Annotated in this window: 20 protein-coding genes and 1 pseudogene; 8 read left to right on the top strand and 13 right to left on the bottom strand. The window is 72.8% G+C overall.

Features of this window, described 5'->3' with window-relative positions; genetic code table 11:
* Positions 1-100: pseudogene (locus ACZ7KF_RS07520) on the top strand (IS481 family transposase); the annotation flags it as partial.
* Between the two features lie 140 nt (positions 101-240).
* On the opposite strand, the gene ACZ7KF_RS07515 reads toward ACZ7KF_RS07520, so the two are convergent.
* A complete protein-coding gene (locus ACZ7KF_RS07515; protein WP_466330927.1) occupies positions 241-318 on the bottom strand; it encodes a hypothetical protein in 78 nt (25 codons plus the stop codon).
* A 206-nt stretch (positions 319-524) separates the two neighbouring features.
* On the opposite strand from ACZ7KF_RS07515, the gene ACZ7KF_RS07510 reads away from it, so the two are divergent.
* A complete protein-coding gene (locus tag ACZ7KF_RS07510) occupies positions 525-998 on the top strand; it encodes a GreA/GreB family elongation factor (protein WP_471070006.1) in 474 nt (157 codons plus the stop codon).
* A gap of 23 nt (positions 999-1,021) precedes the next feature.
* On the opposite strand, the gene ACZ7KF_RS07505 is transcribed toward ACZ7KF_RS07510, so the two are convergent.
* From ACZ7KF_RS07505 to ACZ7KF_RS07480, 6 genes are all read right to left on the bottom strand, one after another.
* The gene (locus ACZ7KF_RS07505; RefSeq protein WP_471070005.1) at positions 1,022-3,568 is read right to left on the bottom strand and encodes an ATP-dependent Clp protease ATP-binding subunit; all 2,547 of its coding nucleotides are present in this window, start codon (positions 3,566-3,568) and stop codon (positions 1,022-1,024) included.
* Between the two features lie 69 nt (positions 3,569-3,637).
* Positions 3,638-4,600 carry a Dyp-type peroxidase gene (locus tag ACZ7KF_RS07500; protein ID WP_471070004.1) on the bottom strand — a complete coding sequence of 321 codons (963 nt, stop codon included), beginning with the start codon at positions 4,598-4,600 and terminating at the stop codon, positions 3,638-3,640.
* Positions 4,601-5,055: 455 nt separating this feature from the next.
* On the bottom strand, positions 5,056-5,424 hold the full coding sequence (locus tag ACZ7KF_RS07495) for an NUDIX domain-containing protein (RefSeq protein ID WP_471070003.1): 369 nt from the start codon (positions 5,422-5,424) through the stop codon (positions 5,056-5,058).
* A gap of 82 nt (positions 5,425-5,506) precedes the next feature.
* Complete coding sequence (locus ACZ7KF_RS07490; RefSeq protein ID WP_471070002.1) at positions 5,507-6,091, bottom strand: thioredoxin domain-containing protein; 585 nt, start codon at positions 6,089-6,091, stop codon at positions 5,507-5,509.
* 51 nt (positions 6,092-6,142) lie between these two features.
* A complete protein-coding gene (locus ACZ7KF_RS07485; RefSeq protein ID WP_471070001.1) occupies positions 6,143-7,024 on the bottom strand; it encodes a YegS/Rv2252/BmrU family lipid kinase in 882 nt (293 codons plus the stop codon).
* Between the two features lie 37 nt (positions 7,025-7,061).
* Entirely contained in the window at positions 7,062-8,654 is a 1,593-nt protein-coding gene (locus tag ACZ7KF_RS07480; protein WP_471070000.1) for an FAD-binding oxidoreductase, read from the bottom strand.
* A gap of 106 nt (positions 8,655-8,760) precedes the next feature.
* Here ACZ7KF_RS07480 and ACZ7KF_RS07475 point away from each other — a divergent pair, with 106 nt between their 5' ends.
* Both ACZ7KF_RS07475 and ACZ7KF_RS07470 read left to right on the top strand, forming a co-directional pair.
* Complete coding sequence (locus tag ACZ7KF_RS07475) at positions 8,761-9,360, top strand: TetR/AcrR family transcriptional regulator (RefSeq protein WP_471069999.1); 600 nt, start codon at positions 8,761-8,763, stop codon at positions 9,358-9,360.
* The gene (locus tag ACZ7KF_RS07470; protein ID WP_471069998.1) at positions 9,357-10,937 is read left to right on the top strand and encodes a glycerol-3-phosphate dehydrogenase/oxidase; all 1,581 of its coding nucleotides are present in this window, start codon (positions 9,357-9,359) and stop codon (positions 10,935-10,937) included. The genes ACZ7KF_RS07475 and ACZ7KF_RS07470 overlap by 4 nt, the downstream gene beginning before the upstream one ends.
* 76 nt (positions 10,938-11,013) lie before the next feature.
* On the opposite strand, the gene ACZ7KF_RS07465 is transcribed toward ACZ7KF_RS07470, so the two are convergent.
* The 3 genes from ACZ7KF_RS07465 to ACZ7KF_RS07455 form a co-directional block, all read right to left on the bottom strand.
* On the bottom strand, positions 11,014-12,465 hold the full coding sequence (locus ACZ7KF_RS07465) for a WGR domain-containing protein (RefSeq protein ID WP_471069997.1): 1,452 nt from the start codon (positions 12,463-12,465) through the stop codon (positions 11,014-11,016).
* Between the two features lie 141 nt (positions 12,466-12,606).
* Positions 12,607-14,211 (bottom strand): ABC-F family ATP-binding cassette domain-containing protein, encoded by a 1,605-nt coding sequence (locus tag ACZ7KF_RS07460; RefSeq protein ID WP_471069996.1) that lies wholly within the window; start codon positions 14,209-14,211, stop codon positions 12,607-12,609.
* 461 nt (positions 14,212-14,672) lie between these two features.
* A complete protein-coding gene (locus ACZ7KF_RS07455) occupies positions 14,673-15,377 on the bottom strand; it encodes an SDR family oxidoreductase (RefSeq protein WP_471069995.1) in 705 nt (234 codons plus the stop codon).
* Positions 15,378-15,550: 173 nt separating this feature from the next.
* Here ACZ7KF_RS07455 and ACZ7KF_RS07450 point away from each other — a divergent pair, with 173 nt between their 5' ends.
* The 3 genes from ACZ7KF_RS07450 (at position 15,551) to ACZ7KF_RS07440 (ending at position 19,726) form a co-directional block, all read left to right on the top strand.
* Complete coding sequence (locus ACZ7KF_RS07450) at positions 15,551-16,681, top strand: 4Fe-4S binding protein (protein ID WP_471069994.1); 1,131 nt, start codon at positions 15,551-15,553, stop codon at positions 16,679-16,681.
* Between the two features lie 524 nt (positions 16,682-17,205).
* Positions 17,206-18,003: an SAM-dependent methyltransferase gene (locus tag ACZ7KF_RS07445; RefSeq protein ID WP_471069993.1), complete on the top strand. Its 798-nt coding sequence runs from the start codon at positions 17,206-17,208 to the stop codon at positions 18,001-18,003.
* Positions 18,004-18,247: 244 nt separating this feature from the next.
* The gene (locus tag ACZ7KF_RS07440; RefSeq protein WP_471069992.1) at positions 18,248-19,726 is read left to right on the top strand and encodes a glutamate-cysteine ligase family protein; all 1,479 of its coding nucleotides are present in this window, start codon (positions 18,248-18,250) and stop codon (positions 19,724-19,726) included.
* Positions 19,727-19,761: 35 nt separating this feature from the next.
* Here the strand turns inward: ACZ7KF_RS07440 and ACZ7KF_RS07435 are convergent, their stop codons facing one another.
* A complete protein-coding gene (locus ACZ7KF_RS07435) occupies positions 19,762-20,154 on the bottom strand; it encodes a winged helix-turn-helix transcriptional regulator (RefSeq protein ID WP_471069991.1) in 393 nt (130 codons plus the stop codon).
* Between the two features lie 128 nt (positions 20,155-20,282).
* Here ACZ7KF_RS07435 and ACZ7KF_RS07430 point away from each other — a divergent pair, with 128 nt between their 5' ends.
* The gene (locus ACZ7KF_RS07430) at positions 20,283-20,933 is read left to right on the top strand and encodes an FMN-dependent NADH-azoreductase (RefSeq protein ID WP_225823619.1); all 651 of its coding nucleotides are present in this window, start codon (positions 20,283-20,285) and stop codon (positions 20,931-20,933) included.
* A gap of 107 nt (positions 20,934-21,040) precedes the next feature.
* Here the strand turns inward: ACZ7KF_RS07430 and ACZ7KF_RS07425 are convergent, their stop codons facing one another.
* A complete protein-coding gene (locus ACZ7KF_RS07425; RefSeq protein ID WP_471069990.1) occupies positions 21,041-21,802 on the bottom strand; it encodes a cache domain-containing protein in 762 nt (253 codons plus the stop codon).
* A gap of 35 nt (positions 21,803-21,837) precedes the next feature.
* Entirely contained in the window at positions 21,838-22,578 is a 741-nt protein-coding gene (locus tag ACZ7KF_RS07420; RefSeq protein WP_471069989.1) for a FadR/GntR family transcriptional regulator, read from the bottom strand.
* Positions 22,579-22,621: the final 43 nt, after the last annotated feature.

Raw genomic sequence — 22,621 nt, 5'->3', positions numbered from 1 at the left:
AGACTTTCTGCACACCTACAACCACCACCGCTGCCACACCGCACTCGGCGGCCACCCACCGATCAGCCGTGTGAACAACGCTTCGGGTCAATACATCTAGGCGGCCCCCCAGCCGGCGGCCGGGTGAGGGTACGGGTGGCACCGGGGCTCCCCGTCGGGGGTGGGCCCCGCCGGGGGCTCCGGTCCGGCCTGCTCGTCAGAGGAGGCACTCACGGCTCTCGCCGCCCTTCGGCATCCGGATCAGCACTGCGGGCGTCGCCCGTGATTCGCGGCGTGCTTGCGGCGCGACTTCTTCTTCCGGCGGCGCTTCGAGGACATGGGACCTCCACGGGGACACGGGCGGAGCGCGGGCGACTCCGGGATCGGAGCACAGGCGACTCCAGGAACATGAACATAAGCACCCTATCCCCGCATTTACCTACCCTCCACCGCAAACCGTGAGAGCATCCAGCCGTCCCACGCCGCGTGCTGCCGGACACCACACCCCCGCCCGGCCACCCGCCCGTCACAGAGGAGCAGACACCATGACCGGTGACCCGGAGCCGATCAGCCCCCAGGCCCGCCGCGCGCTGGAACAGGAGCTGGCCGACCTGCAGGACGAGCGCCGGCTGGTCGCCGGAACGCTCCAGGACACCACCTCGGTGGGCGACCAGGCCGACCAGGCCGACGAGTTGCAGCGTGCCGATCAGCTGGAGCGCCTGGACCGGCGCATCGAGGACATCACCGTACGGCTGCGCCAGGCGGGAACGGCCGGTCCCGCCCCCACCGACGTGGTCGGCGTCGGCAGCACGGTCACCGTCCGGTTCTCCGACGGCACGACGGAGACACTGCAGATCGGTGAGGTCGCCGAGGCGCTGGACCAGACCCTGGTGACGTCCGACAGCCCGCTCGGCCGCGCCCTGCTCGGCCGCCGGTCCGGGGAGACCGTTCACTACTCCACCCCGGACGGACCGACGACGGCGGTCGTGGTGTCGATCGGCGCGCCCGCGTCGTCGTGACGGCAGGCGTCCGGCCGCCGCCGCTACTTCGGCGCTTCCGGAGTGCCGGAACCGGCCGGCGCCCCTGCGTCCGACGATGTCTCGGCCTCGTTCTTCCGTACGAAGAGGTGCAGCGAGTCGTGCTGCACGTCGGCGACGATGGTGTCGCCGGGCTCGGCCTCCCCACCCAGCAGCAGGGTGGCGATGCGGTTGTCGAGCTCCGCCTGGATCGTGCGGCGCAGCGGGCGGGCACCGAACTCCGGCTGGTGGCCGTGGGCGATGAGCAGCTTCTTGGCCGCCTCCGTGACCTCCAGGCCCATGCCCTGGGCGCGCACCCGGCGCTTGCTCCGGTCCAGCAGATGATCCACGATCCGGCTCAGGTCGTCCTCGGTCAGGCTGTGGAAGATGATGATGTCGTCGATCCGGTTGAGGAACTCCGGCAGGAACCGGCCGCGCAGGTCGTCCATCAACTCGTCCTTCAGTTCGGACACATCGCCCTTGTGGTCCAGGATGCGATGCGCGCCGATGTTGGACGTCATGATGACGACGCAGTGCCGGAAGTCGACGGTGCGTCCCTGGGCGTCGGTCAGCCGTCCGTCGTCCAGGATCTGCAGCAGCGTGTTGAAGACGTCCGGGTGGGCCTTCTCCACCTCGTCGAAGAGGACCACGCTGTACGGCTGGCGGCGGACCTTCTCGGTGAGCTGGCCCGCCTCCTCGTAACCGACGTATCCGGGAGGCGCGCCCACCAGCCGGGCGACGGTGTGCTTCTCCTGGAACTCGCTCATGTCGAAGCGGATCATGCGGTCCTCCCCGCCGAACAGCAGCGCGGCGAGGGTCTTGGCGAGTTCGGTCTTGCCGACACCGGTGGGGCCGAGGAAGAGGAAGGAGCCCACGGGGCGGTTCGGGTCGCCCATGCCGGCACGGTTGCGGCGTACGGCCTGGGAGACCGCGGTGACCGCCTCGTCCTGACCGACGATCCGCGCGTGCATCTCCTCCTCCAGCCGGAGGAGTTTCTCCTTCTCGCTGGCGGTGAGCTGGGAGACCGGGATGCCGGTACGGCGGGAGACCACGTCGGCGATGTCGGACGCCGTGACGGAGACGACGCCCTCACGGCGCTCCTCGATGCCGGCGAGTTCCCCCTCCACCTCGGCGATCTCGCGCTTCAGTTCCGCGGCCTTCTCGAAGTCCTCGGCGGAGACGGCCTGTTCGAGTTCGCGTCGCAGCTTGCCGATGCGGTCCTCGCGGCTGACGATCTCGGTGGACCGTCCGGCACCGCGCAGCCGCACCCGGGCACCGGCCTGGTCCATCACGTCGATCGCCTTGTCCGGCAGGTACCGGTCGCTGATGTACCGGTCGGACAACTCCGCGGCTGCCGCCAACGCCGCGTCGTCGAACCGGACCTGGTGGTGCGCCTCGTAGGAGTCACGCAGCCCTTCGAGGATCTGCACGGTCTCCTCGACGGTGGGCTCCGGGACCATCACCGGTTGGAAGCGGCGTTCCAGGGCGGCGTCCTTCTCGACGTACTTGCGGTACTCGTCGATGGTCGTCGCGCCCACCACGTGGAGCTCCCCGCGCGCGAGGGCGGGCTTGAGCATGTTGCCCGCGTCCATCGAGCCCTCGCCGGTGGCACCGGCCCCGACGACGGTGTGCAGTTCGTCGATGAAGAGGATGATGTCGCCGCTGGCCGCCTGGACGTCCTCGATGACCTTCTTCAGCCGCTCCTCGAACTGTCCCCGGTACTGGGCGCCCGCCACCATGCCCGACAGATCCAGCGAGACGACCCGCTTGCCCTTCAGGGTGTCGGGGACCTCGCCCGCCACGATGCGCTGGGCGAGCCCCTCCACGATGGCGGTCTTGCCGACTCCGGGTTCACCGATCAGCACGGGGTTGTTCTTGGAGCGCCGCGAGAGGATCTCGACGGTCTGCTCGATCTCCTCGGCCCGCCCGACCACCGGGTCGAGCCGGCCGGCCTTCGCCTCCTCCGTCAGGTCGCGGCCGAACTCGTCCAGGGTCGTGGCCGGCTGCTTCCGCTCGGCGGAGGCTCCCTCGGGGCGTGCCGCCGTCTGTTCGGCGAGGTTCGTCAGGCGCTTGGTGTCCAGGCCCTCGGCCTGCAGCATCCGGGCGGCGCCGGAGTCGCTGTCGCCGATCAGGGCGCCGAGGATGTGCTCGGGGCCGATGTAGGACACGCCGGCCGCCTGGGAGCGGGCGTAGGCGGCGCCGAGGGTGCGTTTGGCCGCGGGAGTGAGTCCCGGTTGCGCGGAGGGCTCTCCGGCCTCGCGCGGCAGGACCTTGGCCAGCTCGGCGGCGAGCGTGTCGGGGTCCACGCCCACCTGGGAGAGCAGCCGGCGCGAGGGGTCGACCCGGGTGGCCGCCCAGAGGAGGTGTTCGGTGTCGAGGTCGGAGGTTCCGTCCTCGACCGCGCGCTGCGCGGCCAGATTGAGCAGCTGCTGCGACGATTCCGTCAGCAGACGCCCGATGGGTACACGCTGCACCGCGGGAGGCGACGACGCCGGCGACATTCCGAAGAAACGATTCAGCATCTCGCTGAAAGGATCCGACGAACTGAACGGTGCACCGAACGACATCGACATGACAGCTCCAGGCGCGCAAGGGGGGCAGCGATCCACGAAGGGCATCCGCGAGAGGTCAGTAATCACTCATCACTCAACCCCGGTGCCGACGGCCTCGCAAGCGGAGGCGGACGGCGGGAGATCATCGAGAAAGGTCACCGTCGGCACGTGGAAGAGACACCCCGTGACCGCCACCGAGAAGTCGAGAATCCGGTCGTGCTGCCCCGGCTCCCGGCCCAGGAACATGTTCCTCAGCATCTCCTCCGTGACGTCCGGGGTACGGGCGTAACCGATGAAATAGGTGCCGAACTCCCCTTTCCCGACAGTGCCGAACGGCATGTTCTCCCGTACGATCTTGCGTTCGTTCCCGTTCTCGTCGGTGACGGTGGTGAGCGCGACATGGGAATCCGCGGGTTTCACCTCGTCGGGGAGTTCGATATTGGACTGCTTGGAACGTCCGATGACCTCTTCCTGTTTCTCGGCCGGCAGCGCGTTCCAGGCCGTCATGTCGTGCAGGTACTTCTGGACGACGACATAGCTGCCGCCGGTGAAATCCGGGTCCTCGTCCCCGATGAACACCGCGTCGGCCGCGAGCCGCCCCTCGGGGTTCTCGCTGCCGTCCACGAAACCGAGCAGATCGCGCTCGTCGAAGAACTTGAAGCCGTGCACTTCGTCGACCACCGTGGCCGCGCCGTCGAGCCGCTCGCCCAGCACCCGGGCCAGCTCGAAGCAGAGGTCCATGCGGTGGGAGCGGAGGTGGAAGAGGATGTCGCCCGGGGTAGCGGGGGCCCGGTGGCGGGGGCCCGTCAACTCCACGAAGGGGTGCAGATCCCGGGGCCTGGGCCCGCTGAACAGCCGGTCCCACGCCGACGATCCGATACCGACGACACAGCTCAGTTCCTCGGCGGGCTCCCGGAAGGCGACCGAGCGGCGCAGACCGGAGACGTCCTCCAGCAGGTCCCGGACCCGCTCCTCGCCCCCCGGGTCGATCGTGGCGACGAGGAACACGGCGGCTCTGGCCGGCGGGACGACGACGGGCTGCGGCTCGGACACGTGCGTCTGCCTCCTGAGTGGGCGCCTGCGGGGTGCCCTCCTTCGACCGGCTCGTACCGCACCAGCATCGCGCGGCTCCGGCCGCTCGGCAGGTCGTGGCCACCGGCGGTGCCCGTTCGGCGGTCGCCCACACCCCCGGTACGCGCGGCCGGGGCAGTCGACTCCGTGGAGCGGGCGGTGGCCGCGTGCGCCGAGGCCGTCGAGTGGGCGGAGCGAGCACCGGCCGAGGTCGGCGGTCCGCCGCATCCGGTCGTCCAGACGGGGCGCTTGGGTTCCCGCGGCAAGTGGACGCCGGCGCCGGCCCGGGACTGTTCCCCGCGACGCCCGGGCCTGCCGAGTCGGTGCACGGGCCGTCCGAGTCGGTGCACGGGCATGCCGAGTCGGTGCGCAGGCTGTCGAGTCGGTGCTCGGGCCGTCGAGTCGGTGCTCGGCGTGGCGGCCGGTTCGGCTTCGGTTCACACGGGCGTGTGCCCCTGGAGATAGGTGCGCACGGTGCCCGGCAGGGATATACCGGCGGTCTCCGACAGCGATGCCCAGCGCAGTTGCTCCGGCGGGCGGCGGCCCCCGGCCGAAGGTTCCTCGCTCAGCAGCTGGCACACCACGGCAGTCACCCCCGCGCCGTCGCCCGGCTCCAGCGGCTCGGTGCCGTCGACGAGGTAGCCGGTGCCCTCGTAGACGACACGCGCCGCGGTGGCCCGGGCCGTCTCCGCGGGTTCCGGGGTGCCCGAGGGCAGCCCCCAGCCGTCTGCCTCCCGCACCAGCAGCAGCCGCCCGTCGTACACGACGACCGCCCGCACCACACCCTCGGCCTGCTCCAGCGTCATCCGTCCCCTCACCCCTCCCCAGGCACCTCTTGCCTACCCAGGGGCGACCAGGTGATGCACCGTACGCGACGGCGGGGTGCCGCTACCCGCGGAGCTGGGCCAGGAACTCCTGCGGGGTGAGGGCGGGGCCTCCCTCGGGGTGCACGACGGGGACGACGGTGTCGTCGTAGCGGACGACCGGTGTGCCCACGAGACCGAAGGAGCCGAAGGTGCCCACCGATTCCCCGGCCCAGGTCAGGTAGGTGCCGTCCGCGACCTTCCGGTCGAACTCCGCGGAGCGCAGTCCGTCGACCCGGCCGGCCAGCGTCAGCAGCACCGCGGCGTCGGAGAACCGGTCGTCGTCCGGCGGGAACGGCTGCTCGGCGAAGAGCACCGCCAGATACTCGATGAACTGCTTCTGCCCCACGTCGCTCGCCGCGCCGAGGGCGCCCAGCGCCCGCCGTGAACCGCTGCCGCCGACGGTGTCGTCCAGCGCCGCCGCGAAGTGGAACCTGAGCACGAACGTGCCGTCGTCGGCACCCTGGCGCAGGGTGCCGAGCAGGCTCTCGGCCATACGCCGGCTCGCCCGGTCGCGCAGTTCGAGGAACACCTGGAGCACATGGGGAGCGTCCGGGTTGCCGTAGTACACGGTGGTGCCGTCAGCGCCCGTCGTGTTCGCGGGAGTCATGTTCCGAGCTTGGCACACCCGCCCGCGCTCCACGAGCGGGGAGGCGCACGGTCAGTACAGCACCGGCAGGTCGCCGGGCCGTACCCGGAGCGTGACCGGCAGGGTGGCGTCCACCTCGCCGTCGGCGCCGTAGGGGACCGGGCGGTCGGCCTCGATGCGCAGTTCCCTGCCCCGCAGGACGCGCACCTCGGGACGGCGGACGTGGGCGCCGGTCTTCAGTTCGTTCATCAGGGTGAAGAAGAGCCGGCGCGGGGCGTCGCGGATCATCACGACGTCCAGCAGCCCGTCGTCGACGCGCGCGTCGGGGGCGATGAGCCGGCCGGAGCCGTAGTAGGGCGAGTTGGCCGCGACGACGGTGTAGCCGCGGTGGGCGTGTTCCTCGCCGTCGACGGTGACGCGGTAGTCGGCCGCCCGCCAGGTGGTGACGGCACGCAGGCCGCCCGCGTAGTAGGAGGCGGCGCCGCGCAGCAGCCGGGCGTTGTTGGCGTGCCGATTGGCCTCCGCGTCGACTCCGGCGTACACGCTGCCCAGGACCACCGTGCGCGGGTGGACGGCCGATTCGACCTCGATGGTGTCGACGGGCCGGGGCTCGGCGTGCAGCAGGATGTCCGCGAGCGCGTCGGGGTCGTCGGGCAGGCGCAGTGCGCGGGCGAAGTCGTTGCCGCGGCCGGCGGGCACCAGGCCCAGGACGGTGCCGGTGCCGCTGAGCGCGCCGCCGACGCCGCCCGCGATCCCGTCGCCGCCCACGGCCAGGACGATCCGGCCGCGTTCGCCGGCCTTGCGGGCGATGTCCTGGGCGTGGGCGAGGCTGTGGCTGTACTCGGTCTCCAGCTCGGCACCGGCCGCGCGGAGCAGCCGGGCCAGCCGGAGCAGGGTCGCCGCCCCGGTCGAGCCACCCGCGGTGGGGTTGACGACGGCGGTGAACTGGCGCATCGGAGTGCCTCCGGGGCAGGCGGTCGGGTGGGGTGGGTCAGTCGGTGGGCAGGAGGACGCCGGGGTTGAGCAGCCCCTCGGGGTCCAGGCGGCGCTTGACGGCACGCAGGGCGGAGACGCCGAGCGGGCCGGCCTCGCGGACGTACCAGTCGCGGTGGTCGGTGCCGACCCCGTGATGGTGGGAGATGGTGCCGCCGGCGGCCAGCACGGCCTCGTTGGCGGCTTGCTTGGCGGGCGTCCAGTGGGCCACCGGGTCCTCGCCCTGGGCGCTGACGACGGTGAAGTACAGCGAGGCGCCGTTCTCGTACACGTGGGAGATGTGACACATCACCAGGGGCGGGGTGCCGGCCTGGGTGAGGGTGTCCGTCAGGGCGGTGCGGACCGCCGTGTACAGATCGGGGATGCGGGACCAGAACGCCGCGGTCTCCAGCGTCTCGGCGAAGGCGCCCACGTCCAGCAGGGCGTCGCGCAGGTAGGGCGCGGAGTAGCGGCCGTGTGCCCAGCGTTCGCCGGGTTCCGCGCCGGCCGGGGTGCCGCCGCAGGCCGTCAGGACGGCAGCCGCCCGCTCGCGGCGGTACGCGGTGTCCTCGGCCGTCCCCTCGTAGCCGGTGATCGCCAGGCATCCCGCGCCGCCCTGCACCGGGTCGGCGCCGATCGCGTCGGGCTGGGCGAGGCCGATGAGCGTCTCGGTCTCGTCGGACAGGCGCAGCACGGTCGGCCGGGGACCGTCCTGGGCGAGCCGGCGCAGCGCTGCGGCACCCTCCTCGAAGGAGGCGAACCGCCAGCCCTCGTACACCCGCACCTCGGGCAGGGGTCGGATCCGTACGGTGACGGAGGTGATGACCCCGAAGGCGCCCTCGGAGCCCAGGACGAGCTGGCGCAGGTCGGGGCCGGCGGCGGAGCGGGGGGCCCGGCCGGTCTCGATGGTGCCCTCGGGCGTGGCGAGGGTGAGGCCGAGGACCATCTCGTCGAAGCGGCCGTATCCGGCGGACGCCTGTCCGCTGGAGCGGGCGGCGGCGAACCCGCCGATGGTGGCCCATTCGAAGGACTGCGGGAAGTGGCCGAGGGTGAAGCCCTGTTCGGCGAGCAGGGCCTCGGCCTCGGGGGCACGCAGCCCGGGCTGGAGCACGGCGGTGCGGGAGACGGGGTCGAGTTCCAGCAGGCCGTTCATGCGGCGCAGGTCCAGGGCGACGAACGCGCTGCGCTGCGGGGCGAGTCCGCCCACCACCGACGTGCCGCCGCCGAACGGGACGACGGCCAGGCCGTGCGCGGCGCAGGCACGCAGGACGGCGAGGACCTCGTCGTGGCCGGCGGGCAGGACGACGGCCTGCGGGACGTCGGTGACGTCGGCGGCGCGGATGCGCAGCAGGTCGGGGGTGGACTTGCCACGGGTGTGGCGGATGCGGCTCTCCGCGTCCGTACGGACGTGGTCCTCGCCGCCGACGGCTTCGGCGAGCGCCTCGAGGGCGGCGGGGGCGGCCGTGGTGGCGGGCGGGCGGATGTCCGCCAGGGCGGGCGCGGGTGCGCTGCGCGGCTTCACGCCGAGCAGGTCGCGCAGCAGTCCGGTCACCGTCTCGGGCAGCGGTGCCGCCTTGGCCGGGTCGCCCCAGCCGTTCCACAGCATGTCCATTGAACGGTCGTCCTCACAGGTCGGTGTGCTCGGTTCAGGCGGCTCGGCTGCCGTCCCGGGGGCCGGGCCGCTTCCGCCCGGCCCCCGGGGCGTTACACTGTGACACATGACGCCTATTCGTCACAACGGTTCGGACAACGATCACGTGCTCGACGCGGTACGCGACTGTGTACTGGCCGTCGGGGTACGGCGCACCACCCTCGCCGACGTGGCACGCCGTGCCGGCGTCTCCCGCATGACGCTGTACCGGCGCTGGCCCGACCTGCGGACCCTCGTGGGTGATCTGATGACCCGGGAGTGGATCGCCGTGGCCACCGGGGCCATACCGCAGCCCGCGCCCGGCACCAGCACGCGCTCCCGGATCGTGACCGGTCTGGTGGCCGGGGTCGAGGCGTTCCGGGCGCATCCCCTCTTCCGGAAGATCGTCGACGTCGATCCGGAACTGCTCCTGCCGTACGTGCTCGACCGGCGCGGCGCGAGTCAGGAGGCGCTGCTGGCGCTGCTGGGCGACGCGCTGCGCGAGGGCCACGCGGACGGGTCCGTACGACCCGGCCACACCGAACGGCAGGCACGCGCCCTGCTGTTGACCGTGCAGTCCTTCACCCTGTCCCTGCGCACGATGACCGACGAGGACGATCCGGAGCTGGACTCCCCCGCGTTCCTCGGTGAGCTGCGCACCCTTCTGGAGAGGACCCTGACGCCATGAGCCACACCGAGGCCGCGCCCGGCTCGTCCCTCAGCGCACACCGGCGCGGCCGGGAACTGGCCGAGGCCACGGGCGGCCGGGTGGCCGACGTCCTGGTCGTCGGGCTCGGCGCCACCGGTGCCGGGGCCGCGCTGGACGCGGCGGCCCGCGGACTGGACGTCGTCGCGGTGGACGCCCACGACCTGGCCTTCGGCACCTCCCGCTGGAGTTCGAAGCTCATCCACGGGGGGCTGCGCTACCTGGCCTCCGCGCAGTTCGACGTCGCTCACGAGAGCGCGGTCGAACGCGGGGTGCTGATGACCCGTACGGCCCCCCATCTGGTGGCCGCCCAGCCGTTCGTGCTGCCGCTGACCCCCCTGGTGTCCCGGGCCCAGGCCTCGCTGGCGTGGGCCGGGTTCCGGGCCGGGGACATGCTGCGGCTGGCCGCCCGCACCCCGCGGCAGGTCCTGCCGGCGCCGCGCCGGCTGTCGGCGACGGAGGCCCGGCACCTGGCGCCCTCGGTCCGCGCGTCCGGGCTGCGCGGCGGGCTGCTGTCCTGGGACGGCAAGGTCACCGACGACGCCCGCCTGGTGACCGCCCTGGCCCGGACCGCCGCCGCGCACGGCGCCCGGGTGCTGACCCGGGTGCGGGCGCTGCGGCTGACCGGGACGGGCGCCCTGATCCGGGACGAACTCACCGGGGAGGAGGGCGAGATCAGGGCGCGCGCCGTGATCAACGCCACCGGTGTGTGGGCGGGCGGCCTCGCCGACGGCATCCGGATCCGCCCGTCCCGCGGCACCCACCTGGTGCTGCGCTCGGAGCGGCTCGGCACCCTGCCGGCCGGCCTGCACATCCCGATCCCCGGGGAGACCAACCGCTTCGTCCTGGTCCTGCCCCAGGGCGACGGCCGGGTCTACGTCGGCCTCACCGACGAGCCGGTCGACGGTGGCATCCCGGACGTGCCGGAGGTCCCCGAGACCGACATCGGCTTCCTGCTGGACGTGCTCGGCTCGGCCCTCGACGTCCCCGTGACCCGGGACGAGGTCGTCGGTGCCTTCGCCGGGCTGCGCCCGCTGCTGGACACCTCCGGGCACGACGCCGCGGGCGGCGGGCCCCGCACCTCCGACATCTCGCGCCGGCACGCCGTTCTGACCTCTCCCGAGGGTGTCACCACGATCGTCGGCGGCAAGCTCACGACCTACCGGCGGATGGCACAGGACGCGGTGGACGCCGTGGCCGCGGCCCGGGGGCTGCGCACGGGCCCCTCCCCCACCGCCGGGCTGCCGCTGGTCGGCGCCGCCGCCCCCGAACGGCTGCGCGCGCTGCCCGCGCCCCGCCGCCTGATCCGCCGGTACGGCACCGAGGCCGTGGCGGTGCACGCTCTCGCGGCCCAGGACCCGGCCCTGGCCGAGCCGGTGCTGCCCGGGCATCCCGTCACCCGGGCCGAACTCCTCTGGGCGGTCCGGCACGAGGGCGCCCTGGACGAGTCGGATCTTCTGGACCGCCGCACCCGCATCGGCCTGGTCCCCGAGGACCGCGCCGAGGTGCTCGCCGCGGCGCGGGAGATGCTGGCGAGGCCGGCGACCGCGCACTCCTGACGGTGCGGCGGACGCGCGGGGCGGGCGGCCTGCGCGCCGGCCGCCCGCTCGTCGCGTCGGTCCGGGGCGGGCGGTGTCAGAGCAGGCGCCGGATGTCGCCGCGGACACGGTAGAAGCCGCCCGCCGCCGGGTGCAGGGCGTCGACGACGTACCGCGCCCCGGGTTCCCGTATCGCGCGCGGGAACTGGACGTTCCAGGAGGAGTCGTAGCCGTCGGAGATCACGTGCACCCGGAGCCGGCCGGCCGTCTGGACGCACTCGACCACCACCGCTCCGGCGGGCGCCTGGGCGACGGTGGCCACCGCGGCCGCGGCGGTGGCCGGAGCGTACGTCGGCAGGGCGGCGGCGAGCTTGACGTCCCGCACCGCCGGCACCGAGCCCTGCTGGGCCGCGGCGACGGCCGCCTCGCTCGCGTCGACGCACACCAGCGAACCGTCGGTGGTGACCAGGTACAGCCGCTCGTCGCGGTACTGCATGGAGAGCGCCGAGCCGCCGCCCGTGCCGAGCTTCCACAGCCGGGTGCCGTCGCGGTCGAAGCAGTACACGGACGAGGCCGCGTCCCCGGCGAAGACGAACCGGCCGCCGGGTGAGGTGGCGCACGAGTACACCGCGCTGTCGCACGCGTATGTCGCCTCGACGGCCCCGCCGGCCTTCGACAGCCGCTGGACCACGCGGTGCGCGGTGCCCGCGTACACCGCGTCCTGCTCCTGCCAGCCGAACAGCACGCCGCCCTTGGTGGGCGTGTGCCACAGTTCGCCGCCGCCGTCGGGGGCGTAGGCGGTGACACCCCGGTGGTGACCGTGGTAGACCGCCCGGTCGTCGGCGCGGACCATCCAGGCGTGCTCGCCCTGGCTGCGGCGGGACCACTGGTGCTCGTCCTCGTGGTCGATGACGGTGAGCCGGCCGTCCCGGTCCGAGACGTCCAGGATTCCCTCGTGGATGTCCAACCAGAAGATGTCGACGTCGGCGGCGATGTCGTAGGCGGCGAAGGGGATTTTGGCGGAGAGGTCGTAGACCTTGCCGTCGTCGCAGCCCGCGTAGATCCAGAAGTCGTCGGCGACCAGACACTTCACCCCGTCCGGCAGGCTGAAGTGGGCCAGGACGGCGCCCTCGTGGTCCAGGGTGTAGACATCACCGGACTGGTTGCCGACCCAGCAGCGCTCGTCGTCCACATGGATGCCGAACGCGGCGGAGCCGGTGCGGAACCGCCACAGCACCGGTGCCACGGCGCGGGCGGTGGAGGGAGCGGAGCTGACCTGACGGCGGGTCACCGCGCGGGGGGCTCGGCCGCCCTGAACCGCCGGGGCGTATCCCTTGCGGACCTTCTCGCCCACCTTCTTCGCGGCGGCGGCCCGCGCCTTCTCCACGGTGGGGAACGTCGTGGTCTGCGTCTGCCCACCGGCGCCGATCCGGCCGTACCGCACCGTCACCACCGGGCCGTCGACGGTCACCTCGTAGAACTTGTGAGCGCCGCCGCCCTCCTGCGACAGCTCCAGATACGTCGTCGACACCGCGGACGCCGTGGACATGGCAGACCCCTCCCCAGGTGGACCCGTGGCCGTTCCCGCAGGTCCTCAACTGCTCCTCACCGTAAGGGCACCCACTGACAACGCCCCGTGGGCAGCCGGTGTGGCACCGGAACCGCGGCGGCGAGGCCGCCGAAGGGGCCGTCAGGCGAGGGTGACCAGGTCGCGGTAGTCCTCGTGCCACAGGTCCTCGTCCGCGTCCGGCAGGAGGAGGACCCGGTCCGGGCGCAGGGCGTCGATGGCGCCGTCGTCATGGGTGACCATCACGATCGCGCCGGGATACGAGCCGACCGCGGCCAGCACCTCGTCACGCGAGGCCGGGTCGAGGTTGTTGGTCGGCTCGTCCAGCAGCAGCACGTTGGCGCCGGAGTGCACCAGTCCCGCCAGCGCCAGCCGGGTCTTCTCCCCGCCCGAGAGCACGCCGGCGGGTTTGTCGGCATCGTCGCCCGTGAACAGGAACGCGCCCAGCACGCGCCGTGCCTCGCCCGGGCTCAGGTGCGGTGCGGCGAGGGCCATGTTCTCCAGGACCGTACGCCCGGTGTCGAGCGTGTCGTGTTCCTGGGCGAAGTAGCCCAGCCGCAGCCCGTGACCGTGCACCACGCGCCCCGTGTCGGGCCGTTCGGCGCCGGCGAGGACGCGCAGCAGGGTGGTCTTGCCGGCGCCGTTGAGGCCGAGCACGACCAGCCGGCTGCCCCGGTCCACCGCCAGGTCCACCCCGTCGAGGACGCGGTGACCACCGTAGGACTTCGCGAGACCGATCGCGCCGAGCGGTGTCCGCCCACAGGGGGCGGGCTCGGGCAGCCGGATCCACGCGGTCTTCTCGGTGCGCCGCGTCGGCTCCAGTTCGGACAGCATCCGGTCGGCGCGCCGGACCATGCTCCGGGCCATGGTGGCGGTGGCGGAGCGGGCCTTCATCCGGTCGGCCTGTGCGTGCAGGGCGGCGGCCTTGCGTTCGGCGCTCGCCCGCTCCCGGGTGCGGCGCCGCTCGTCCGCTTCGCGCCGGCTCAGGTACGTCCGCCAGCCCGTGTTGTGGATGTCGATGGTCGCCCTGGTGGCGTCCAGGTGGAAGACGCGGTTGACGACGTCGGCGAGCAGGGCGGTGTCATGGCTGATGATCACGAGACCGCCCTGGTGGGCCTGGAGGAAGGTGCGCAGCCAGGCGAGCGAGTCGGCGTCGAGGTGGTTGGTCGGCTCGTCCAGCAGCAGGGTGCGGTCGGTGCCCGCGAACAGGATGCGGGCGAGTTCGACGCGGCGCTTCTGCCCGCCGGACAGGGTCCCGACCGGGTCGCCCAGCACCCGTTCGGGCAGGCCGAGTCCGGCCGCGACCCGGGCCGCCTCGGCCTCGGCGGCGTATCCGCCGCCCGCCTGGAACGCGGTCTCGGCGCGGGCGTAGGCGCGCATCGCACGCTCCAGCGCCGCCGCGTCGGCCGCGTCGGCCATCGCCGCCTCGGCCTTCCGCAGCGCGCGCAGGGCGCTGTCGAGGCCCCGGGCGGACAGGATCCGGTCGGTGACCGTCACGGCGGGGTCGGCGGCGCGCGAGTCCTGCGCGAGGAAGCCGACCGGCCCGGTGCGGGCGACGTCGCCGGCGGCGGGCCTGGAGTGCCCGGCGAGGGCTGTCATCAGGGTGGTTTTGCCGGCGCCGTTGCGGCCCACGAGGCCGATGCGGTCCCCGGGCGAGACGGTGAAGGAGACACCGGAGAGCAGGAGGCGGGCACCCGCGCGCAGCTCGGCATCACGTACGGTGATCATGGGAAAACGCTCCGAAAAAGCAAGAGGACACACTTCTGGCGTGGAAGCGGGTCCTCAGCTAGGAAATTCGGGGCGTGGACATGCCGTCACGGTAACGCGGACGCCCGCACCGGCGCACACCGTTTTCCGGCCGCGCGGTGCGGGCGCACGCAGCACGGCCGGCCCCATGAAGACGTCGTGACCGGACCGGCTCCATGAAGGCGCCGTGGCTCGACCGGCTCCATGAAGGCGCCGTGGCCCGACCGGCTCGACAAAGGCGCCCTGCCCGATCCGCGTCGGGAAGGCGTCACGGACGACCGGGCCGTCTGCTCACCGACGTGTCGGACACCGACGTCTCGGGCACCGACGTCTCGGACGCCGACGTCTCGGACACCGGCATCTCGGACGACGCGACCGGAGCCAGGCCGACGGCTGCCGAGCGCGTCCGGAGCCAGGCCGCGGACTGCGGAGCGCGTCCGGAGCTAGGCCGCCAACTGCGGGTACAGCGCCGCCAGGTCTGCGGAGAGCCCCGCCTTGACCTGTCGGCTCAGGTCGTCCGCCAGGACCTCGTACGCCCCGGCCTCGACACCCTCCAGCGCGAGCGCGGCGACGCCCTCGGGGGTGGACTTGGGAGCGTCGACGTCCGCCACCATGTCGGTGTCGATGTAGCCGACGTGCAGTCCGGTCACCCCGATGCCCCGCGGGCCCAGCTCCAGCCGCAACGAGTTGGTCTGGGACCACAGGGCCGCCTTGGTGGCGCTGTAGGAACCGGCGATGCCGACCCAGGAGAGCACGGAGTGGACGTTCAGCAGATGTCCGCCGCCGTTGCGCTCGATGATCGGCGCGAAGGCCCGGGTGACCAGCAGCGGTCCGTAGAAGTTCGTCTCGAACTCCCGGCGCACGTCGTCGACCGGGGCGTCGAGGAAGGAGGTCAGGCCGAGCGAGATGCCCGCGTTGTTGACCAGGACGGTGACGTCCCGGGCCTGCGCCGCCGCGGCCTCCACGGAACGGGGGTCGGTCACCTCCAGGCCGAGGGGCACGGCGTCGGGGTGCGTCACGCTGCGCGGGTCGCGGGCGGTGGCATAGACCTTGGCGGCACCGCGCGCGTACAGCTCCTCCACGAGCGCCTTGCCCAGACCCCGGCTGCCGCCGGTGACCAGCGCGACAGAGTTCTTGATCGACGTCATGACCATCTCCAGAAGGGAAACCGATCGGTTTCCCTCACCGTAAACCGATCGGTTTCCAACGGCAAGCGCAAGCAGGGGCGAGTCGGCCACCCCCCGGCGAAGTCACCCCTTGCCCCGGCGGCCACCGCCCGGCATAGTGAGTTTGAAATTCCAACCCAGCTGGAAGGGTCAGGATGAGCGAGCAGGACACCACCGGGGGCACAGGGCGCCGCAAGCTCCCCGCCGGACTGGCCGCCCACCGCTCCGTGCGGGCCGTGCTGGCCCGGCGGGCGGACGCCCCGGCGGGCCCGCCTGAGGTGATCGACGCGGACTGGCTGCGCGACCTCTGCCTGGAGGCCGGCGCGGACGACGCCGCGGCCGTGAGCCTGGACCATCCCGACCTCGCCGGGGAGCGCGAGCACGTCCTGGCCGCCCTCCCCGGAGCCCGGTCGCTGATCTCGCTCATGGTGCGGATGAACCGCGACAACACGCGCTCGCCCGCCCGCAGCGTGGCCAACCAGGAGTTCCACCAGACCGACGAACAGGTCAACGCCGCCGCGCGAACGGTGTCCCGGGCCCTGCAGGACGCCGGCCATCGCGCGCTCAACCCGTCGGCGGGGTTTCCCCAGGAGATGGAGCGCTTCCCGGGCCGGATCTGGGTGGTGGCCCACAAGACCGTGGCCGTGGCCGCCGGGCTGGGCGTGATGGGCCTGCACCGCAACGTCATCCACCCCAGGTTCGGCAGCTTCGTCCTGCTGGCCACGGTCCTGGTGGACGCCCCGGTGAGCGCGTACGGGCAGGCGCTGGACTACAACCCGTGCGTGGACTGCAAGCTGTGCGTCGCCGCCTGCCCGGTGGGCGCCATCGGCAAGGACGGGGCGTTCGACCCCCTGGCCTGTACGACCCACAACTACCGGGAGTTCATGAGCGGGTTCACCGACTGGGCGCAGACCGTGGCCGACAGCGAGGACGCCGCCGACTTCCGCGAGCGGGTCTCCGACCCGGAGAACGCCTCCATGTGGCAGAGCCTCGCCTTCAAGCCCAGCTACAAGTCCGGCTACTGCCTGGCCGTGTGCCCCGCCGGGGAGGACGTCCTCGGGCCGTATCTCGACGACCGCAGGCATTACCTGGACACGGTCCTGCGCCCCCTGCGGGAGAAGACGGAGACCCTCTACGTGCTGCCCGGCTCCGCGGCGCAGCGCTACGCCGAGCGCCGTTTCCCGCACAAGCCCACCCAGGAGGTCACCGGCGGCTGGCGCCCGCCCGCGACGCGGCGCCCGGACCCGGACCCGGACGCCGGCTCCTCCGCCCCGCACGACGGGTGAGCGGCGGCACCTCTCCGTCGCGCGGCGGTGCAACGGGGCGGGGAACGGCCCGAGCGCATGGATTCACCGTTCCCCGCCCCTGCCGGTCGGCCCGCCGCCGCTCGGAAGGTCGAGGCGGCGTGCCGGTCCTTGGGGGCCACGGCCTCGGCGGGCGTACCGAACCACCGATCCTGTTCAGACCCTCCGACGCCCGGGACGCGCGGGCCATCCGAAGGGGTCCGGCCGGGTGAGCCACTCCCACGGGCCCACGCCGCACCCGTCGTACTGGCCACCACCGGCCCACACCCCCGGCACAGGCCACCACCCCCGAGCCGCAGCCCACGCCGTACGCCCCTCCCGCCCCGTGCCACGGCCTGGCCCGTGCCACCGCCCGGCCCATGCCACCCCCGACGGCCTCGCGCGACCGTCCTCCTGCTCGGCCGGCAGCCTGCGGGAACTCCCCGCACGATCGCAGAAGTTGATGTGGGAAGCTGTGCCCGGCCGGTACGGGCCGAGGCCGTGACGGCCGTGGAGAGGAGCTCAGCGTGACACAGGACGGCTTCGAGGCCGTGAGCATCGACACCAGCAGACCGCACCCCGCGCGGATCTACGACTATCTGCTGGGCGGCAAGGACAACTACGAGGTGGACCAGCGGGCGGGCGACGAACTCGCCTCCGCGGCGCCCGAGGCGCGGATCGGGGTACGCGCCAACCGCGCGTTCCTGCAGCGCGCCGTACGCCACGTGGTCGGCAGCGGGGTCCGCCAGATCCTGGACATCGGCACCGGACTGCCCACCTCGCCGAACGTGCACGAGGTCGCCCAGTCGGTGGCGGCGGACGTCCGCGTGGCCTACGTCGACAACGACCCGATCGTCGCCGCGCACGGCAACGCCCTGCTCAGCCGGTCCGGCACGACCCGCATCATCCTCGGCGACCTGCGCGATCCGCAGTCCGTCCTGGACCACCCCGACGTCCGCCAGCTCATCGATTTCGAGCAGCCGGTCGCCCTGCTCCTCGTCGCCATCCTGCACTTCCTCACCGACGCGGACCGGCCCGCCGAGATCGTCGCCGCCCTGCGCGACGCGCTGCCGCCCGGCAGCTACCTGGTGCTCTCGCACGCCACCGGCGACTTCGCCGACCGCAGCGCCGCCCAGGCCGTCTACACCAAGGCGACCGCCTCCCTGAACCTGCGCACCCGCTCCGAGATCGAACGGTTCTTCGTCGGCTTCGACCTGGTCGAACCCGGCCTGGCCCAGGTCCCTTTCTGGCGCCCGGACACCCCGCCGCCGCCCCGGTCCGAGGAGATCGGCTTCTACGGCGCGGTGGCCCGCAAGACCGCCTGACCGCCCGGCCCGTCGCGTCGCCCGGCACGGCGGGCCATCGGCGTCGACCCTCTTGATCGTGGACCGGCGGGCACCGGTGACATGGTCACGCGCCCCGCTGCCCCGCTGCCGCCGCGCGGGACCACCCGGTCACCGCGCGGGGGCGGGGCGAGTGCGGGCTCGGCCGGGCATCCGCTTGGTGGGCATCGCGCGATGATGCGACGCTGGAGTCAGAGGTGTCCGACGAGGGGACCCTGGAGGGCCGATGGGGCGTGACGTCCCGGCGCTCGTCTTCACCCGCGAGGACCGCCGCCGGTACCGGATAAAGATGCAGGAGTGCCTGGACTCGCTCGCGCAGATGCTGCGCGAGGCACGGTTCGAGTCGGAGCGGCCACAGGTCGGCCTGGAAATAGAACTGAACCTCGTGGACGACGACGCCGAGCCGGCGATGCGCAACAGCGATGTGCTGGAGGCGATCTCCGATCCCTCCTGGTCCACCGAGCTGGGCCGGTTCAACCTGGAGATCAACGTGCCGCCGCGGCGGCTGACTGCGGGTGGGCCGGACTCCTGGGAGTCGGAGATCCGGTCCGCGCTCAACCACGCCGACGAGCGGGCCCGGTCGGTGGGCACCCGCCTGATCATCGTGGGCATCCTCCCCACCCTGCGGCAGGAGGAGATCGGCGAGGGGGCATTGTCGGAGAACCCCCGCTACCGGATGCTCAACGACCAGGTCTTCGCGGCCCGCGGCGAGGATCTGTGCATCGAGATAGACGGGCCCGACCGGCTGCGCACGTACGCGGACACGATCACGCCCGAGGCCGCGTGCACCAGCACGCAGTTCCATCTACAGGTGTCTCCGGAGGAGTTCGCCGGTTACTGGAACGCGGCGCAGGCGATCGCCGGCGTCCAGGTCGCGCTCGCGGCCAACTCCCCCTTCCTGTTCGGCAAGGAGCTGTGGCACGAGACCCGGATCCCGCTGTTCGAGCAGGCCACCGACACCCGCCCGGAGGAGATCAAGGTGCAGGGGGTACGTCCCCGGGTGTGGTTCGGGGAGCGGTGGATCAACAGCGTCTTCGATCTGTTCGAGGAGAACCTCCGTTACTTCCCGGCGCTCCTCCCGCTGTGCGACGAGCAGGACCCGGCGGAGACGCTGCACCGCGGCGACGTCCCGGAACTGTCCGAACTCACCCTGCACAACGGCACGATCTACCGCTGGAACCGGCCGGTGTACGCCGTCGCCAACGACCGGCCGCACATCCGGGTGGAGAACCGGGTGCTGCCCGCCGGCCCGACCGTGGCCGACACCCTCGCCAACGGGGCCTTCTACTACGGGCTCACCCGGGCCCTGGTGGAGGAGGACCGGCCGGTGTGGTCGCGGATGTCCTTCTCGGCGGCCGAGGACAATCTGCACACCGCCGCCCGGCACGGCATCGACGCGCGACTGTACTGGCCCGGGATGGGCGAGGTGCCGGTACCGGAGCTGGTGCTGCGGCGGCTGCTGCCCCTCGCGCACCGCGGCCTGGAACTCTCCGGCATGGACGAGGCGTGGCGGGAGCCGCTGCTCGGCGTGATCGAGCAGCGCTGTGTGACGGCGCGCAACGGAGCGGTGTGGCAGAAGGAGATGTTCCATCACCTGGAGGCCACCACGCACACCGGGCGGCACGAGGCGCTGCGCCGGATGACGCAGGTGTACATCGACTACATGCATCTCAACGCCCCGGTGCACACCTGGCCGGTCGACTGACCGGACCGGAATACGGGGAAGGCCCCCGGGCACCGCTAGGCCGGAGCGGTCGGTCGCTCCAGGGACGTCTCGGGATACGCCGACGCCGCCTCCGGCAGATGGGACTTCGCCCACTCCGCCAGCTCGCGGAGCGCGGGCTCCAGGGCCGCGCCGGCGTCGGTCAGCCGGTAGGAGACCCGCAGCGGAGGGCCTTCGTCGACCTCGCGCAGGACGAGGCCGGCCGACCCGAGTTCGGCGAGCCGGTCGGACAGCATGCGTTCGCTGATGCCGGGGATGGCGCGCCGGAGGTCGGCGAAGTACGTGGGCTGCTCCACCAGGACGGCCACGATCGGGCCGCTCCAGCGCTTGCCGAGCAGCTGGAAGACACGGGTGATGCCGTCGTCCACCCGCTTGCACGCCGCGCTGTCGTGATTCTGCTCCGCCGCCATGGCTTCAGGGTACTACTTCCCCGTAGGGGGCTGAAAAAAAGTAAGTCCATGTGTTAAAAGTAGTCCAGTACGAAACGTCAGCCAGCCCGCTGCGGCGTCCGGCTGCATAGCCCTTGTATGGAGACACCATGGCCACCCTGCTGCACATCGATTCGTCCGTGTTCCCGACCGAGGCGTCGGCTTCCCGCGCCGTGACCGCGGCCTTCCGCAAGCACTGGGAGGAGGAGCACCCGCAGGGCACGGTCATCTACCGCGACCTGGCGGCCGAGCCCGTTCCGCACATCACCGCCGATGCGCACCTCGCCGGTTTCCTCCCGGCGGCCGTCCACACTCCCGAGCAGGCCGCGCTCTTCGCCGAGCGCGTCAAGCTCATCGAGGAGGTGGAGCAGGCCGACGCGATCCTGATCGGCGCCCCGATGTACAACTACACGATCCCGTCGACCCTCAAGGCCTGGCTGGACAACGTGGTCCTCATGGGCCGCACCGGTGGCGAGACCCCGTCCGCCAAGGGCACCCCGGTGACCGTCGTCGCCAGCCGGGGCGGCTCCTACGCGCCGGGCACCCCCCGCGAGGGCTACGAGTACGTGCAGAACTACCTCAAGGCCGTCCTCGCCGACGCCCTCGGCCTGGAGCTGGAGTTCATCGTCCCGGAGCTGACCATGGCGTCGAAGAACCCGGCGATGGCCGAGCTGGTCCCGCTGTACGAGGCCTCCCGTGACCGCGCTTTCGAGGCCGCGGCCGCCAAGGCGCGGGAGCTCGCCGAGCGCCTCGCGGTCTGACCACCCCTCCCGGGTGCCGTCGGCTGGGCGGTACCCGCACCACCGACCCCGGGCCGGCTCGCAGACGGCCCGGGGTCGGCGTGTGCCCGCGGCCGGCACGGCCGCCCTCAGGCCAGGACGAGCACCAGGGGCACGCCCCGGCACGGCACCAGCCGCAGGTCCTCGTACGCGCCGGGCCGGGCGGAGCCGAGCAGTGCACCGAAGTCCGGCCCCCTGGTGAGCGAGCCGGCCAGATGGGCGGGGTCGGCGGAGGCGGCGACCCGGCCGCGGGCGTTGACCAGACGGGCCGGGCGGGACAGGCGCCGCAGCAGCGGGAGGACGGCCGCCTCGAAGTGCCGCAGATACACGTCGGCCGCGGCGACTCCGGCGAACCGCCCCTGGACATGGACCGGTTCGGACAGCGTGAGGCTGTACTCGTCGGAGCAGAGGTAGTCCACGTACGGCCCGGCCACGGCCCGGCGCCCGGTGTCACGGGGCAGCGCGAACCAGTCCCAGTGCGTGTAGTCGGAGTAGGCCGACCGCCGGGGGTCGAGATCGAGCAGGAGCGGGTGCACGGCGTCGTCGGCGCCCGACTGCCACCACTCCAGCCAGGCCGGTACGTCGGCCAGCAGTCCGGGGGCCGCGACGAAGCCGACACCGGAGACGAGCTGCTCGTGGCGCAGCCGCAGATGCAGTGCGGGGCGCAGGGCGGCGAGGTCGCGGCTGGCGGGCCGGCGCCCCTCGGCGGCCACCCGGTGCAGCAGGGCCGCGGTGTCGGCACGGGTGGCGGCGACCGTCTCGAACACCGCCTCCAGCGCGCCGCCGACCTGCGCGGCCACCCATGTCTCCGGCTCCGTGGCGACGGTGGCGAGCCCGGGGCTGACTCCCATGGTGTCCTCCAGCGGACGGGAACCGGACGCGGCGCTCAGAGGGTGAGGCGTACGGCGACGAGCCGCGCCGTCGACTCCCTGACGCACCGCTCGGCCAGCGTTCCGGCCGTTTCGTGCGCCCCATCCTGCACGGCGGAGATTACGGAGCGGTGACGGTCCGCAACTTCTTCACGATATGTGTCGTCGGCCAGAACAAGACAGAGCAGGGCGCCCACTTCGCTCTGGAGCGCGACCTGTTCGCGGGTGAGCCGGGCGGACTGGGCGGCGGCGGACAGTTCGACGTGGAAGCGGCCGTACAGCCGGCCGCGCGCCGCCGCCTCCGCGGCGTGCGCCAGCTCCCGCGCCGTGCGGCGCAGCGGCTGGAGGTCCGCGGGTTCGGTGCGCTGGGCGGCCAGCCGGGCGGCGGCACCGGACAGCGCGGCCCAGTGGTCGCCGAGGTCGCGCAGCTCCTCGGTGCTCCAGCCGCGCAGCCGGGACCGGAGCCGGTCGTCGGCGGGGACCTCGGGCAGGGAGACGAAGCTGCCGCCGCCGCGGCCCCGGCGGGTGGTGACCAGGCCCTGCTGCCGTAGCGCCATGAGCGCCTCCCGCAGGGTGACCGTGGAGACGCCGAGCTGTCCGGCCAGCTCGCTCTCCCCGGGGAGCTGCTCGCCGTCGGCGAGCAGGCCCAGCTCTATGGCGTCGCCGATGCGGCGGACGACCGTGTCCACGCGGGCCCGGCTGTCCACCGGGCTGAAGACGGCCCTGCGGGCGCCTCCGTCGATCTCGTGCTGCCTCACGGTCACCACCTCGTGCGTTGACTCAAGCTTTACCCTAAGGGGC

It is taken from the genome of Streptomyces sp. NPDC038200 (assembly GCF_055600785.1).
The sequence above is the reverse complement of the archived record's forward strand: the minus strand, read 5'-3'. Positions and strand labels throughout refer to the sequence as shown.